The organism is Roseivivax jejudonensis, from assembly GCF_900172265.1.
In the GTDB taxonomy this organism is placed as follows: domain Bacteria; phylum Pseudomonadota; class Alphaproteobacteria; order Rhodobacterales; family Rhodobacteraceae; genus Roseivivax; species Roseivivax jejudonensis.
The window spans coordinates 226,527-240,977 of the sequence record NZ_FWFK01000003.1 but is presented as its reverse complement, the minus strand read 5'-3'; the positions used below and the strand labels follow the sequence as shown (position 1 = coordinate 240,977).

The 14,451-nt window shown below is 69.0% G+C and carries 15 protein-coding genes and 1 tRNA gene; 8 read left to right on the top strand and 8 right to left on the bottom strand.

The window, feature by feature from the left end:
* The first annotated feature begins 181 nt into the window (after window positions 1-181).
* Window positions 182-451, top strand: coding sequence for an usg protein (locus tag ROJ8625_RS09075; protein WP_085791568.1), 270 nt, complete (start codon window positions 182-184; stop codon window positions 449-451).
* A gap of 107 nt (window positions 452-558) precedes the next feature.
* On the opposite strand, the gene ROJ8625_RS09070 is transcribed toward ROJ8625_RS09075, so the two are convergent.
* Both ROJ8625_RS09070 and ROJ8625_RS09065 read right to left on the bottom strand, forming a co-directional pair.
* Entirely contained in the window at window positions 559-1,752 is a 1,194-nt protein-coding gene (locus tag ROJ8625_RS09070) for a UbiH/UbiF family hydroxylase (RefSeq protein ID WP_085791567.1), read from the bottom strand.
* A gap of 101 nt (window positions 1,753-1,853) precedes the next feature.
* A complete protein-coding gene (locus tag ROJ8625_RS09065) occupies window positions 1,854-2,495 on the bottom strand; it encodes a pyrimidine 5'-nucleotidase (RefSeq protein ID WP_085791566.1) in 642 nt (213 codons plus the stop codon).
* 115 nt (window positions 2,496-2,610) lie between these two features.
* Between ROJ8625_RS09065 and ROJ8625_RS09060 the strand changes: the two genes are divergently transcribed.
* On the top strand, window positions 2,611-3,261 hold the full coding sequence (locus ROJ8625_RS09060; RefSeq protein WP_085791565.1) for a GntR family transcriptional regulator: 651 nt from the start codon (window positions 2,611-2,613) through the stop codon (window positions 3,259-3,261).
* A gap of 8 nt (window positions 3,262-3,269) precedes the next feature.
* On the opposite strand, the gene ROJ8625_RS09055 is transcribed toward ROJ8625_RS09060, so the two are convergent.
* Window positions 3,270-5,165: a glycosyltransferase gene (locus ROJ8625_RS09055; protein ID WP_234984220.1), complete on the bottom strand. Its 1,896-nt coding sequence runs from the start codon at window positions 5,163-5,165 to the stop codon at window positions 3,270-3,272.
* A gap of 85 nt (window positions 5,166-5,250) precedes the next feature.
* The gene (carA, locus tag ROJ8625_RS09050) at window positions 5,251-6,408 is read right to left on the bottom strand and encodes a glutamine-hydrolyzing carbamoyl-phosphate synthase small subunit (RefSeq protein WP_085791564.1); all 1,158 of its coding nucleotides are present in this window, start codon (window positions 6,406-6,408) and stop codon (window positions 5,251-5,253) included.
* Window positions 6,409-6,614: 206 nt separating this feature from the next.
* Between carA and ROJ8625_RS09045 the strand changes: the two genes are divergently transcribed.
* Window positions 6,615-7,076, top strand: coding sequence for a GatB/YqeY domain-containing protein (locus ROJ8625_RS09045; protein WP_085791563.1), 462 nt, complete (start codon window positions 6,615-6,617; stop codon window positions 7,074-7,076).
* 129 nt (window positions 7,077-7,205) lie between these two features.
* Here ROJ8625_RS09045 and ROJ8625_RS09040 read toward each other — a convergent pair whose 3' ends face one another.
* The 3 genes from ROJ8625_RS09040 to ctaD all read right to left on the bottom strand — a co-directional run bounded on the left by ROJ8625_RS09040 (window position 7,206) and on the right by ctaD (window position 10,368).
* Window positions 7,206-8,105: a hypothetical protein gene (locus ROJ8625_RS09040; RefSeq protein WP_085791562.1), complete on the bottom strand. Its 900-nt coding sequence runs from the start codon at window positions 8,103-8,105 to the stop codon at window positions 7,206-7,208.
* Entirely contained in the window at window positions 8,105-8,599 is a 495-nt protein-coding gene (locus tag ROJ8625_RS09035; protein WP_085791561.1) for a DUF2244 domain-containing protein, read from the bottom strand. Before ROJ8625_RS09035 ends, ROJ8625_RS09040 begins: the two co-directional genes overlap by 1 nt.
* A gap of 95 nt (window positions 8,600-8,694) precedes the next feature.
* Window positions 8,695-10,368, bottom strand: coding sequence for a cytochrome c oxidase subunit I (ctaD, locus tag ROJ8625_RS09030; protein ID WP_085791560.1), 1,674 nt, complete (start codon window positions 10,366-10,368; stop codon window positions 8,695-8,697).
* 318 nt (window positions 10,369-10,686) lie between these two features.
* Between ctaD and ROJ8625_RS09025 the strand changes: the two genes are divergently transcribed.
* Window positions 10,687-10,914 (top strand): hypothetical protein, encoded by a 228-nt coding sequence (locus ROJ8625_RS09025; protein WP_085791559.1) that lies wholly within the window; start codon window positions 10,687-10,689, stop codon window positions 10,912-10,914.
* Here the strand turns inward: ROJ8625_RS09025 and lipB are convergent.
* Window positions 10,911-11,603, bottom strand: coding sequence for a lipoyl(octanoyl) transferase LipB (gene lipB / locus ROJ8625_RS09020; RefSeq protein WP_085791558.1), 693 nt, complete (start codon window positions 11,601-11,603; stop codon window positions 10,911-10,913). The two genes, ROJ8625_RS09025 and lipB, sit on opposite strands and share 4 nt — an antisense overlap.
* Before the next feature lie 138 nt (window positions 11,604-11,741).
* Here lipB and ROJ8625_RS09015 point away from each other — a divergent pair, with 138 nt between their 5' ends.
* From ROJ8625_RS09015 to ROJ8625_RS09000, 4 genes are all read left to right on the top strand, one after another.
* Complete coding sequence (locus ROJ8625_RS09015; RefSeq protein WP_085791557.1) at window positions 11,742-12,716, top strand: diacylglycerol/lipid kinase family protein; 975 nt, start codon at window positions 11,742-11,744, stop codon at window positions 12,714-12,716.
* Window positions 12,713-13,513, top strand: a complete 801-nt coding sequence (locus ROJ8625_RS09010; protein WP_085791556.1) for a metallophosphoesterase family protein — start codon at window positions 12,713-12,715, stop codon at window positions 13,511-13,513. Before ROJ8625_RS09015 ends, ROJ8625_RS09010 begins: the two co-directional genes overlap by 4 nt.
* A 106-nt stretch (window positions 13,514-13,619) precedes the next feature.
* A tRNA-Leu gene (locus ROJ8625_RS09005) sits at window positions 13,620-13,706 on the top strand.
* 121 nt (window positions 13,707-13,827) lie between these two features.
* Window positions 13,828-14,334 carry a globin domain-containing protein gene (locus ROJ8625_RS09000; RefSeq protein ID WP_085791555.1) on the top strand — a complete coding sequence of 169 codons (507 nt, stop codon included), beginning with the start codon at window positions 13,828-13,830 and terminating at the stop codon, window positions 14,332-14,334.
* Window positions 14,335-14,451 lie beyond the last annotated feature (117 nt).

Below are 14,451 nucleotides of genomic sequence, written 5' to 3'. Positions count from 1 at the left end.
TGTGCCTGTGCTATATCTTGTTGCTGTCTCTATATCAGAGCCTCGATATGGGGTGCAATGGCGCCCGTACCGGTTGCGCTGGCAGCCGCGCCCCATGGTGGCTAACACACTGTTTTCGTTGAAAATGAAGAAAAGTCCGGCATGCTTTTGGTCATGCAAACGTCATGAAGGAGCATCGCGCATGCCCATGAGCGAGACCGAACTGCTGCTGAAGGGGTATGGCCTGACCACGGCCGAGATCTTCTACCGGATGCCTGACTACCAGAACGTGCTCAATACTTTCGTCTGGCAAGAATACGATCTCGCCCCCGATCACCCGCGGCTCTTCGAGTTTATCGAGTTCTGGCAGGACAGCATCGAGGGGCCGCTGCACTCTATCCGGTATTCGCATCGCACGATGCTGTCGTCGGGCGAGTGGCGCAGCGTGGTGGGCGAGCTGACCTACCACTGAGGGCCGTCACCGGCGCCAGAGGTGCGAGGGCGCTGCCCTCGCGCTCCCGGAGTATTGATGCCAAGAAGAAGGGCGGGCGCGGAGCCTGGACGACGGGCGCTTCGGCGTCAGGTGCGGGCGCCGAGACCGAGCTGCATCAGGGCGCGGCGGACCGGCGGCAGGTCGTGGAGCGCGCCGAGGCCGACCGCGCGCAGGTCGCGCAGGCCCGGTGTGGCGATCTGGCTGATCCGGTTGAGCGCGGCGATGCCGCCCACCCGCAGCGCGATGTCGGGCCGGCGCGCGCGGGCATAGGCATCGAGTACGGCCGGCGTGCCGGGATCGGCGCGGTGGGTTTCGGCGAGGTCGAGCAGGGTCGCCAGGTCCCTGAGGCTCATGTTCAGGCCCTGCGCGCCGATGGGCGGCATGACGTGCGCGGCCTCGGCCACGAGCGCGAGACGCTCGCCGGTCAGTCGCGTGGCTTCCTGCGCGACGATCGGCCAGATCGTGCGCCGCGAGGCGAGGGTCAGCGGGCCGTAGAGGCCGCAGGATCGGGCGGTCATCGCCGCCTCGAAATCGGGGCCGTCGAGCGCCATGAGCCGCTCCGCCTCGGGCCCGTCCTCCATCCAGACGATGGCCGAGGAGGGCCGGCCCTCGTGATCGGGCAGCGGCACGAGGGTGAACGGGCCGCCGGTGCGGTGGATCTCCGTCGACACGTTGCCGTGCGGTTCGGGATGGGTGACGGCGAAGGCCAGGGCCTTCTGGCCGAAACGCTTGGTGCGCACGTCGATCCGCGCGGCGCGGCGCATCGGCGAGGCGCGCCCGTCGGCGGCCACGACCAGCGGGGCCTCGACCGACGTACCGTCGCTCAGGCCGACCTTGGCCGCGCTGGTTCTGGCCAACAGGCTTCGCGTGGCCGTGCCGGGGCGGTAGTCGACCGTGTCGAGCCCCTCGAGCGTCGCGATCAATTCGCGCCGGATGAGCCAGTTGGGCAGGTTCCATCCGAACGGTCGTCCGGAGATGTCGGCGGCGTCGAAATCCCGCACCACGCGGGGCTCGGGCTCCGGTCCGCCGGCATCGACGATGCGCATGACTTGCAGAGGGGTGGCGTGCGGCGCGAGCCGCGTCCATGCCCCGGCCCGGTCGAGAAAGGCCTGCGCGGGTTGAAGGAAGGCGGTGGACCGCAGGTCGGAGCCATCGGCGTCGCGTTCGGTCACGGCCGGCGCGGGATCGACGCAGAGCACGCGGAAGCCGGCGCGACCGAAAGCCGCCGCTGCCGTCAGCCCGGCGATCCCGCCCCCCGAAATCAGGATGTCGTGGTCCATCTGTGCCTCCACTGTTGACCAAAGACCTAGGCGTGTCGGGCGCCGGGCGCCACCGCGAGATCGCCGCAGTCGGCAGCCACGGTGCCGCGCGCGTTCGCGGTTCAGACGATCCGGCCGAGAAAGGCCGCGAGATCGTCGGTGTGGTGGTGGATGTGATCGGCCGGTTGCGGGTCCGGCGCCACGTGGACCGTGGCGAGGCCCATCGCGTGGGGCACGGCGAGGTTGCGCGGATCGTCCTCGAACATCGCGGCGCGGCCGGGCGTGAGCCCGTCGAGACCGAAGACCCGTTCGAAGGCGTCGCGTTCGGGTTTGGGACGGTACCCGGCCTCGGTCACGCCGTAGAGCGCATCGAAGAGGCCGTCGAGCCCGAGCGCCGCGGTAACGGTGCGCGCATAATGCGCGGTGCCGTTGGTGTAGACGATCTTGCGGCCCGGCAGCGCAGCGATGCGGTCGGCGAGATCCGGCGCGGGCGCGAGGCCGCCGACGTCGATGTCGTGAACCTCGGCCAGGAACGGGTCGGGATCAAGCGCGTGCCACGCCATCAGCCCGGCCAGCGTGGTCCCGTGCTCGGCCCAGTAGCGGCGGCGCAGCACGTCGGCCTCGGCCGCGTCGATGCCGAGCGCGCGGGTCATGTAATCGCGCATCCGGATTTCGATCTGATCGAAGAGCCGCGCCTCGGGCGGGTAGAGCGTGTTGTCGAGGTCGAACACCCAGGTGTCGACATGGGCAAATCGGGTCTGCATGCGGTGCGGCTTAGTGTGGCGGAGGGCCCGTGCCAAGAGCCGCACGGGGCCGGTCGCTTGATCGTGCGCGCGCCTCGCGGCTATCGTGCCGGTCAGCGATATGGAAGGACAGCGCATGACCAGCCCCCGCAACGGCCAGAAGGATGCCTATGCGCTGATCCTCGAGGCCATCGATACGGGAACCTACCGTCCGGGAGACCGACTGGTCGAAAGCGATCTGGCCGAACGCTTCGGGGTGAGCCGGACGCCGATCCGCGAGGCGCTGCAGCGGCTGGAGACGCAGTCGCTGCTGACGCGGGACGGCCGGTCGCTGATCGTGGCGTCGCTCGATCACAACCAGATGGCCGAGCTTTACGCCGTGCGTACGGAACTCGAGGGGCTGGCGGCGCGTCTCGCCGCGCGGCACGCGACCGAAGAGGAGGTGCTGGTGCTGCAGGAGATGGTCGAGGCCGATCGGGCCCTGCTCGACGACCCGGCCGCGCTGGCGCGGGCGAACCGCCGGTTTCACACCCAGATCCATCTCGCGTCGCACAACCGGTTCCTGGTTCAGCAGCTGGATCTCGTTCACCGATCGATGGCGCTGATGGCGACGACGTCGCTGGCTGCGCAGGGTCGGGGCGCGGTCGCCCTTCGCGAGCACGCCAAGATCGTGGATGCGATCCGCCGGCGCGACGAGGCGGGCGCGTCGACCGCGCTGCGCGATCATATCTCGGTGGCCTTCGTGACGCGCCTGAAGCTCGACAGCATGGCGCGCGACGAGGCCTGAGCGCCGGCTCACTCCGGCGCGCAATCCGCCGCGCGGTGATCGGGCGGCGAGGCGCCGTGTGCGGTCTTGTCCCAGTAGAACGGTGTGCGCAGCGCCTCCCACAAAGCCTTGTAGGCGGCAGCGACGGTCAGCGGAAAATAGCAGAGTGTCGTCGGCACCCACCGCGTGAGTCCGCGATGCGGGGTCCGGGCGACCGCTGCGAAGCCGACACAGAGGGTGATCGCCTCCGATCCGAGCATGAGCGCGACGAGGCCGGCCATCTGTTCTGCCGAGAGCGTGGACAGGACCGGGTGGGGCAGACCGAATGGCACGATCCAGAGGCTCCAGAGCAGCGGCGCAAGCAGCGCCTGCAGGATGGCGCCCAGGAACAGCGCCTGAACCCCGAGCGCGCGCACGGGTCCGAGGTCACGAAGGAGCCGGCGGGGCCGGCGCGTGTGGGTCGCCCAGGTCATCATGTAGCCCTTCAGCCACCGCGAGCGCTGGCGCACCCAGGGCCACAGCCGGTTGTTTGCCTCCTCGAGCGTGACGGTCGCGACCAGTTCGGTGCGGAAGCCATGCCGTGCAAGGCGCACGCCGAGATCGGCGTCCTCGGTGACGTTGTGCGCGTCCCAGCCGCCGACCGCTTCCAGCGCCGCGCGGCGGAAGTAGACGGTGGTCCCGCCAAGGGGCACGACGAGGCCGAGCCGCGCGAGGCCCGGCAGGACGAGCCGGAACCACGTCGCGTACTCGATCGCGAACATCCGGCTGAGCCAGTTGGCATGCGGATTGTAGAAATCGAGCACCCCCTGCAGGCAGGCGAGATCGGGCCCGGCGTCGGCGAAGCGCGCGACCACACGGTCGACCTGGTTCGCCGCCGGTGCATCCTCGGCGTCGAGAACGCCGAGGATGCTGCTGCGTGCAAAGCGCCGGGCGTAGTTCAAAGCGCGCGGCTTAGTTGTGACGCCGCCGGGCGGCACCTCGATCACGCGGATCCACGGCGGGAGGGTCGCACGGGCGATCGCCCGGCGCGTCGCGTCGTCCCCGGCCTCCAGCACCAGCAGGACGTCGAGGGCCGACTTGGGGTAGCTCAGGCGCCGCAGCCGCGAGACCAGTGTCGCGGCGATCTCGGCCTCCTGGAACAGCGGGACGAGGAGCGACACGACCGGACGGGGCGTGTCGATCGACGCGACCGGCGTCATGCCGGCCCCCGAGCCGCGCGGCGCGGCGAGCGCGCCGGCGAGCTTCAGGGCCTGGCTGGCGAACATCGCGATCCCTGCAAGGGCCAGGACCGCCAGAAAGAAGACCTGGGGTGCGAGCACGAGCCCGGCTGTGCAGCCGAGCGTCGCCGCCGCCGCGGTGGCGCGCCCGAGCGGCGTGCCGACGCCGAGATCGCGGCAGCTCTGGTCGGCGGCCACGTCGGTTTCGGCGGCGCGCGCGAAGCGGGCGGCGTGGCGCTCCGCGAGTTCGGACTCGATATCCCCCTCGCTGGCGAGGGCCGGCATGATCCGTCCGACCCGCTCGGCCAGGAGCGGCGTCACCTTGTCGATCGCGGCGGGGTCCGCTGCCGCGAGGAGCAGCGTGTCGCCGATCATCCGCCAGGGCAGCACCCGCAGGGCGAGGCAGGTCTCCGGCCTCAGGAGTTGCGCGAGCGCCGGGTCGGGCGGCACGCTCGTCCGGTCGAGCGTCGGAAGGCCGGACGCTCGGCCCCGAAGCCGCAGCGCCGCGTCTGGACGCACATCTTCGCGTGCCCCCACCACCCGATCGAGTGGCTGGCCGGCGAAGTGCGCTTCGCCCAAGGCCGCGAGCAGCGCGTCGGCTGGCATCTCGCCCTGATCGAGCAACCGCCCGCCGGGAGGCCGGTGGTCGGCCTGCCGCGCGCGCGTCAGGGCGATCAGGCGGGCGGAGTCCTCGGGCTGTTCGGTCATGCATCCTCGCCACGTGATGGCGGCGAGGATGCGGGCGCTTGGTTAAGTCGGGCTTAACGCCGGGGCGAAACCCGGTCGAGCGCGGTCAGGCGCGACCCTGGTCCATCGCGGCCGCGAAGCGCTCGAACAGGTAGAAGCTGTCCTGCGGCCCGGGGCTTGCCTCGGGATGGTGCTGGACCGAGAAGACCGGCTTGTCGGCCATGCGGATCCCGCAATTCGACCCATCGAAGAGCGACACGTGCGTTTCGAGCACGCCGGTCGGCAGAGACTGCGTGTCGACCGCGAACCCGTGGTTCATCGAGGTGACCTCGACCTTGCCGGTCTCGATCTCCTTGACCGGGTGGTTGGCGCCGTGATGGCCGTGGTTCATTTTCACGGTGCGCGCGCCGAGGGCGAGCGCCAGCATCTGGTGGCCGAGACAGATCCCGAAGACCGGCACGTCCTTGTCCAGGACGCCGCGGATCGTCGGTACCGCGTATTCGCCTGTCGCGGCCGGGTCGCCGGGTCCGTTCGACAGGAATACCCCGTCGGGCGCGAGCGCGAGCACGTCGTCGGCGGTGGCCGTGGCTGGCAGCACCGTCACCTCGCAGCCGGCCGAGGCGAGACAGCGCAGGATGTTGCGCTTGGCGCCGTAGTCGATCGCGACCACGCGGTGGCGCGCCTCCGTCTGGCGCGTGTAGCCGTCGGGCCAGGCCCACCGCATCTCGTCCCAGCGATAGCTCTGCGCGCAAGTGACGTCGCGGGCGAGATCGCGGCCGGTGAGGCCGGCGAAGCCGCGGGCTTTCTCGACCAGCGCGGCGACATCGAACTGCCCGTCGGGATCGTGCGAAAGCGCCACGTGGGGCGCGCCCTGCTGCCGGATCGCGCGGGTCAGCCGCCGGGTGTCGACGCCGCCGATGGCGATGCGGCCGCGCCGGGCGAGCCAGTCAGACAGCCGGTCGGCCGCGCGCCAGTTCGACGGCTCGGTCGGCATCCATTTCACGACCATGCCTTCGGCGACCGGATCCAGCGTCTCGTCGTCGTCGGGATTGACGCCGACATTGCCGACATGTGGGAAGGTGAAGGTGACGATCTGGCCGGCGTACGAGGGATCGGTCATGATCTCCTGGTAGCCTGACATCGCGGTGTTGAAGCAGAGTTCCGCGGTGGTCGTTCCGGTCGCGCCGAAGCCGCGACCGTAGAAGATCGTGCCGTCGGCCAGGGCGAGGCACGCGGTCGGCACGTTTGTCTGGGACGGGGCCATGGCATCACTCCTCGAACGATCGCAACCTGCGGGTAAATCGACCCGGAGATATGCGGTTGCGCGGGCGGGGTCAAGTCCGCGGTATTTGACGTAAGCTATTGAAATCGCGACATTCAGGGCGGAATGTCCGGCCGGGTGGCGGGCGTTGCGCCGGGTCGCGGGCCGGGCTAGGGTGCCGGCTGCGACCATTGGGGATGGACAAGCATATGGACCTTCGAGCGCGCCTCACCGCCGCGACCAAACAGGCCATGAAGGAGAAGGACGCGCTGCGCCTGTCGACTCTGCGCCTGATCAACGCCGCCGTGAAGGACCGCGATATCGCCGCGCGCGGCGACGGTGCCGAAACCGGCGTTGACGACGCCGAGATCCTTTCGATCCTCGGCCGCATGGTGAAGCAGCGGCAGGAAAGCGCGCGCAGCTACGAGGAGGGCGGGCGGCTCGACCTCGCCGAACAGGAGCAGGCCGAGATCGAGGTAATCGAGGAGTTCCTGCCGCGAAAGCTGTCGGAGGCCGAGGTCAACGCCGCCGTGGACGCGGCCGTCAACGAGGTGGGCGCCACCTCGATCCGCGACATGGGCCGGGTCATGGGCGTGCTGAAGGCGAAGCATTCGGGCCAGATGGACTTCGGCGCCGTTGGTCCGAAGGTTAAGGCACGCCTGGCGGGCTGACGGTGCTGCCACGTGCGTGGGGGCTCTGCCCCCACACCCCCGGGGTTTCCGGCAAGATGAAGGATCGACGTGGCGCACCGGCATGCGGCCTGCTGCGTCCGGTGCCGGACCGCTGCCATGGCGCGCCGTTCAGGGGAAGTCGCGGATGACCTCGCGCAGCGTCGCCGCGTCGGTGACGCGGTAACGCGCGACGAACCGGGTCTTGAATCCGACGCGGCCGCGGCGCGCGCCGAAATTCTCACCGTGATTGATCTCGTAGAGGACCGAGGGCCGCGAGAGTGGGGCCAGCGGCCGGCCGGCGAGCGCGGCGAGATGGGGAAACATCCGGTGTTCGTGCTGGGTCATTTCGGCGAGGAACGCGGCGCTCTCGGGCAGGGCGGGATCGTGGAGGAGCGCGGCGCAGGAGCCGCAGAGCTTCCAGAACGGCTTGCGCAGGGGGGCTCGCGCCGTGCGCGGACCGGCCAGCGCCACGTGCCCGGTGGCGACGTCCCGAACGAACCCGGTCTGGGCGAGAAAGCCTGGCCCCTGGCGCGCGAGCATCTCCTCGACCGTGCCGCGGCGCAGCAGGTCGTCGGCGTCGAACGTCATGACGTAGGCCGGCCGGTCCGTACGCGCGGCCATGTCGTTCACGAGTGCGCGCAGCTTGCGCCACTTGTCGTTGCCCGGGGTGGGATCGTCGAAGGGCAGGAAGCCGATGCGCGGGTCGTGGGGCAGGGGCGGACGCTCCTGGCAGCAGATCGTCGCGCGCCAGGTGCCGGGCGCCTGGGCGCGCAGGCTTTCGAGCGTGGCCGCGAGGCGGCGCGTCACCGCCGGCCAGTCGCCGACATCCCCGGGACCGACCAGAGGCAGGAGAAACACCACCTCTTCGGCGCGGGGAAGCGGCCGGTGCGCCGCGGCGGCCCGCAGCGCCAGCGCGGCCCGTTCGGCCGGAACGAGGTCGGTGCGGGCGGCGGCCCGCACGGGCGCGGTGCGCGCCAGCGCCGCGAGCGCGAGGCGGCGCGTCTTCGGCGTGGCCGGGGCCTGCGCCATCAGGACGCGGCCAGGGCGCGGACCCGCGCGGCCAGATCGTCGTAGAGCGCCTTGCGCTCGTCCTCCGAGAGAAAGGCGCCGATCTCGACCTCGCGGCCGGCGCCCGACAGGGTGACGTAGTTCGGCACCGGTCCGCCCTTGGGGTGCAGGGTGACCTGCGTCCAGTAGGGATTGCCTTCCCATTCCTGCGCCGTGCCGCGCGGGTTGTGGCGCACGAGATGCATCCGGTCGCGGTTGAGCGTCAAAACCTCGAGGATTCGGCGATCGTCACGGTTCCGCGTGAGCGCGTAGTAGATGCCGCCGAGCGCGATCAGCATGAAGGGCAGCAATCCCCAGAGAAGCGTCGTGCCGAGGAGACCGTAGAGCGGCAGCGTTGCCATGGTGAACGTGGCGAGGATGAAGGCCGCGAATCCCGCCGGCGGCAGGGAATTGTGCGGCCAGAGCGTCAGCTCGGCGGCGCGGTCGGGGCGGTCATCTGTCCAGCGATAGGGCATGAAGCGGCGCACTCGGCGGAGGGCCGCGTGACGCCGCGGCCGTAACGCAGAAGGGCCCCGACATGCGGGGCCCTTCGGTGATGGTCGGGCCTGGCTCAGTGCGCCGGCGACTTGTCCCAGTCCTCGCGTTTCGGGAGCTGTTCGAAGGTGTGCTCCGGCGGCGGGGACGGCAGCGTCCACTCGAGCGTGTCGGCATACTCGTTCCACGGGTTCCTGGCGGTCTGCCGCTCGCCCTTGAACAGCGCGTAGGCCATCACCCCGATGAAGAACAGGAACGAGGCGAAGGACAGGAACGCGCCCCAGCTCGACACGTGGTTCCAGAGGGCGAACGCCTCCGGATAGTCGATGTAGCGGCGCGGCATGCCCTGACGGCCGAGGAAGTGCTGCGGGAAGAACGTCAGGTTGGCCCCGATGAACATGGCCCAGAAGTGCAGCTTGCCCGCCCATTCGGGATACATGCGGCCCGTCATCTTGGGGAAGTAGAAGTAGATCCCCGCAAAGATGGCGAATACGGCGCCGAGCGACATCACGTAGTGGAAGTGCGCCACGACGTAGTATGTGTCGTGGTAGGCACGGTCGATGCCCGCCTGCGACAGGACGATGCCGGTGACACCGCCCACGGTGAACAGGAACAGGAAGCCAAACGCCCAGAGCATCGGCGTCTTGAACTCGATCGAACCGCCCCACATCGTCGCGATCCAGCTGAAGACCTTCACGCCCGTGGGCACCGCGATGACCATCGTCGCCAGCATGAAGTAGCTCTGCTGGGTCAGCGACATGCCGACGGTGTACATGTGGTGCGCCCACACGACGAAGCCGAGCGCGCCGATCGCGATGATCGCCCAGACCATCGGCAGGTAGCCGAAGATCGGCTTGCGCGAGAAGGTCGCGATGACGTGGGAGATGATTCCGAAGCCCGGCAGGATGATGATGTAGACCTCTGGGTGACCGAAGAACCACAGGATGTGCTGGTAGAGCACGGGGTCGCCGCCGCCCGACGGGTCGAAGAAGGTCGTGCCGAAGTTCCGGTCGGTGATGAGCATGGTGATGGCGCCCGCCAGGACTGGCAGCGACAGCAGGATCAGCCATGCGGTGACGAAGATCGACCAGGCAAAGAGCGGAACCTTGAAGAGCGACATGCCCGGCGCGCGCATGTTCAGGAACGTCGTGATGACGTTGATCGCGCCGAGGATCGACGAGGCGCCCGAGATGTGCACCGCGAAGAGCGCGAGATCGGTGGAATAGCCGCCCTCACGCACTGACAGCGGTGGATAGAGAACCCACCCGATGCCCGAGCCGAGCTGCCCGTTGCCGCCCGGCGCGAAGACCGAGGCGACCGCCATCGTCGAGCCTGCGACGAACAGCCAGAACGACAGGTTGTTCAGCCGCGGAAACGCCATGTCCGGCGCGCCGATCTGAAGCGGCATGAAGTAGTTGCCGAAGCCGCCGAACAGCGCCGGGATCACCACGAAGAACATCATCAGGATGCCGTGCGCCGTGATCATCACGTTCCACAGGTGACCGTTCGGCGTGCAATTCTCGGTTGCCGTCGGGAAGAGCCGGGCGCCCTCCATGCACATGTACTGCACGCCCGGGTTCATCAACTCCATCCGCATGTACACGGTGAAGGCGACGGACACGAACCCCATCAGTCCCGCGAAGAACAGATAGAGGATGCCGATGTCCTTGTGGTTGGTGGACATGAACCAGCGGGTGAAGAACCCGCGTTCGTCTTCGTGGTCATGGCCGTGTACGGCGGCGTCTGCCATGTAAGCCTCCTGAATGTAGGTCGGGGGGCACGAGGCTCGCCACCCGCACCCGGTCATTGTGTGGCGGTGTTCTAGGAGAACCCGGCGCGAGCGGCAATGATCGGTTTTGCCGCACGTCTCGGAAAAATGTCGCAGATCAAGGCGGTGCACCGGAGCCGTGCAGCGGCGACCGCGACCCCTTGCGGGGAAACAGATCTTGCATGGTCAAGATGCAATGCGATGCATTTCCTGTTTGGGCAGAATCTCGCTCATGATGTATCCTGAACTCGGCTGCCGCCACTTTTTTCATTTGTCCCTTTCTTCCGGGGAGTGCCCGAAATGGCCTTTTTCGACACCGTATTCTCGTCGCCGCGCCTGCCAAGACTGCCGGCGCTCCGCCCGCTCGACCGGTTCAAGACAGTCATGGACACACCGTTCGACGCCCGCGCCCGGACGATCCGCGCGCGAATCGCACATCTGCGCGCGTGCGACGACGCGGAGCTGGCCGCGCGCGGGCTGAGCCGCGCCGACATCGTGCGCCATGTCCTGATGACGTCGCGGCGCTAGGGTCCAGTCGCGACGGTTTCGGCGCGCGGTTCGCTCCGCCGATCGCCGAACGTGTCCTCGAAGCTGCGGGCCAACGCGACGTCGAGGTCCGCCATCGTCACCGGCAGGCCCAGATCGACGAGGCTCGTGACGCCGTGATCGGTGATGCCGCAGGGCACGATGCCGTCGAAATGATCGAGATCCGGTTCGACGTTGATCGACAGACCGTGGAAGCTCACCCAGCGGCGCAGGCGGATCCCGATCGCGGCGATCTTGTCCTCGGCCATGGCGCCGGCGGGCGTGCGCGCCTTGTCGGGCCTCTCGATCCAGACACCGACGCGGCCGGGCCGAATGTGGCCCGTCAGGCCGAATTCGCCGAGTGCGGCGATCACCCAGGCTTCGAGATCGGCGACGAAGCGGCGCACGTCACGTCCGCGGCGCCCGACATCGAGCATCACGTAGACGACGCGCTGCCCGGGCCCGTGATAGGTGTATTGCCCGCCGCGCCGTGCCTCGAAGACCGGAAAGCGGTCGGGGTCGCGCAGGTCCGCCGGCCGTGCGCTGGTTCCGGCTGTGTAAAGAGGCGGGTGCTCGACGAGCCAGACCAGTTCGTCGGCCGTGCCGTCGGCGATCGCCGCGACCCGCGCTTCCATCTCCTGGACCGCCCGCGCGTAGTCGGTCAGGCCCGGTTCGATCCGCCACTCTACCATGGTTTCGGGAGTAGGTCCGGCGCGCGTCGTGGTCAACTGCGGGCGACGGCCTGCCGCGGCGCCGCATCTTGCCGGAACCGCCGTGTCGCGGCGGCGTTGACCGGGACACACTCGCACCCCTCCCGGACCGCCCAGAACATGAGCTTTCTCACCAACCCTCACAGCGACCAGAGCGCGATCGTCATGTCGACCGATCGTCGAATCTGCGTGCTCATGAACACGGGGTCCGGAAACGGCGACTCGGACGGGCGCACCGCGCGGCTCGAGGCCGCCTTCGCGCGGCATCCCGGCCGGTTCGAACTGCGCCGGATCACGCCCGGCCACGGGATCGCCGACGCCTGTCAACGCGCGATGAAGGACGGCTTCGGCACCGTCGCGGCGGCTGGTGGCGATGGCACCATCGCCGGAGTCGCGGGGCAGGTGGCCGGCAGCGGTCGGCGACTGGGCATCGTGCCGATGGGCACGTTCAACTTCGTCGCCCGCGGGCTCGGCATCCCCGAGGACCTCGACGAGGCGGTCGACCTTCTGGCCGAGGGCGAGCCCCGCGCCGTCGCGGTGGGCGAAGTCAACGGGCAGGTCTTTCTCAACAATGCCAGTCTCGGCGTCTATCCCCACGTGCTGAAGGAGCGCGAGGGCACGTACAAGCGCTGGGGGCGGTCGCGGATCGCGGCGCACTGGTCGGTGCTCGTTGCGTTCCTGACCTTCCGCCGTCCGGTCCGGATGAAGGTGTCCGTCGGTGGCACGGCGATCCGCCGCAAGACGCCGCTCGCTTTCGTAGGCCGGAGCGCGTTCCAGCTCGAGCGCTACGGGCTCGAGGGGAGCGAGGCGGTAAAGGCCGGTGAGTTCGCCCTCTTCCTCGCCCCCGATTCCTCGCGCTGGCAATTGCTGCTCCGGGCGTTGCGGCTGGCGTCGCAGGGGATGGTGCTCAATCGCGACTTCGAGCTCTTCACCGGTACCGAGATCGTGATCGAAACATCGCGCCGGTGGCAGACATTGGCGATGGATGGCGAGCGGTTCCGGCTCGAGGCGCCGTTCCGGTTCCGGATGCATCCCGAGGCTCTGCACGTCATCGCGCCGCAGCAGGACGAGACCGACACAACCGCGGTGGCATGACCGGACGGATCGTTCACCTGTCCGACCTGCATTTCGGTCGCGACCGGCCGGAGCTTGCCGGTCCGCTGATCGAGACGGTCAACGCGGCCGGCGCGGATCTCGTGGTGATCTCCGGGGATCTGACGCAGCGCGCCCGGACTGCGCAGTTTCGCGCCGCGCGCGCCTTCATCGACAAGTTGTCGCCGCCGGTGCTGTGCGTGCCCGGCAATCACGATACGCCGCTCGACAACCTCGCGGTTCGGATGCTCCGGCCATGGGGCCGCTTCCGCCGCCACATCGCCCGCGACCTTGAGCCGTTTCACGAGGGTGAGCGATATGTCGTCTGCGGGCTGAACACCGCCGACCCGAAGGCGTGGCAGCGCGGTCGGTTGCGGTGGTACGGGCTCGCCCGGGCGGGCGAGCGCCTGCGCGCGGCGCGCGCCAGCGGCCTGCTCGGCGTGGTTGCGATGCACCATCCGCCCGAGACGCTTCCCGACAGCGGCAAGCGCGGCATGCGGGGCGCGGCGACCGGGTTGCGGGCGCTGTCGGCGGAGGGCGCCGACGTCGTGCTCTGCGGGCACCTTCACGTCTGGCGCGCGACACCGGTCCAGGCCGCGGCGGGCCTGCTCCTCGTGCAGGCCGGGACGGGCCTTTCGAGCCGGGTGCGCGGCGAGCCCAACGATTTCAACATCCTGACGCTCGAGCCGCGTCGCGTCATCGTCGAGCGATGCGGCGCGGAGGAGGGCGGAACGCGGTTTCGGACCCTGTCCCGGACCCACTTCGAGAAGTGCGACGGACGCTGGTCGGCGCGTCGCTGAGCCAGCCCTCACTTGCCGTCGCGGGAGGCGTGAAATTTTTGCGCGCGCCCCCTTCACATCCCCAAACGCTCCGTCTATACGCCCGCTACCCAATGCCAAGGACAGTGCGGTCGTGGCGGAATTGGTAGACGCGCAGCGTTGAGGTCGCTGTGGGGTAACTCCCGTGGAAGTTCGAGTCTTCTCGACCGCACCATATCCCTTTCTTCCCGACGGAAATATGCCGTGCGCCTTCGTCGGTGCGCGCGGGGCTGTGACCCTTAAGGATCGCACAACCCGGTGGGGATAGACCGGAGCGGAGCCACGGAGCCCGCACGATGACACCCGACGATATCCAGCACGTGACGCGCAGTTTCGCGCGGGCCTTCGCGGCCAAGCGCGACATCGCGCAACGTTTCTATGACAGTCTCTTCGCTCGGGCGCCGCATCTGCGCGCCATCTTCCCCGAGGAGATGGGCCTGCAGCAGGAAAAGCTGAACGGAACGCTCGCGACGCTGGTGCGCGAGATGCACCGCGCGCCGATCCTGGGTGAGACGCTCGATGCGCTCGCGCGCCGGCACGTGTATTACGAGGCTCTGCCGGAGCACCTTCCACTAATTGGCGACGCGCTTGTTGACGCTCTGGTAGCCGAAACGCCCGGCGGGCTGTCCCGTGCGGAGGAGGCGGCATGGCGCGCTGCATTCGCATGGATCAGCGGTATCATGGCGCCGGCGATGGCCGACGAATTTGAGCGGCGGGAAGCCGCGCGCTCGGCCGGTGTGGCGCCGACATTGCCACCGGGTGCGATCGTGCGCGATCGCCAGCGGGCGGCTCGCGGATCGTAGCTGGCGGGCTGGCCGGGGCAGGCCGGGGAGGGTGACGTAGGGGAAGCCGCGTCATAGGGTCGCTCGCGCTGCCACGCGCGCGTTTTTTTCGCTTATTGCGCGCAGAAATCTTCTTCC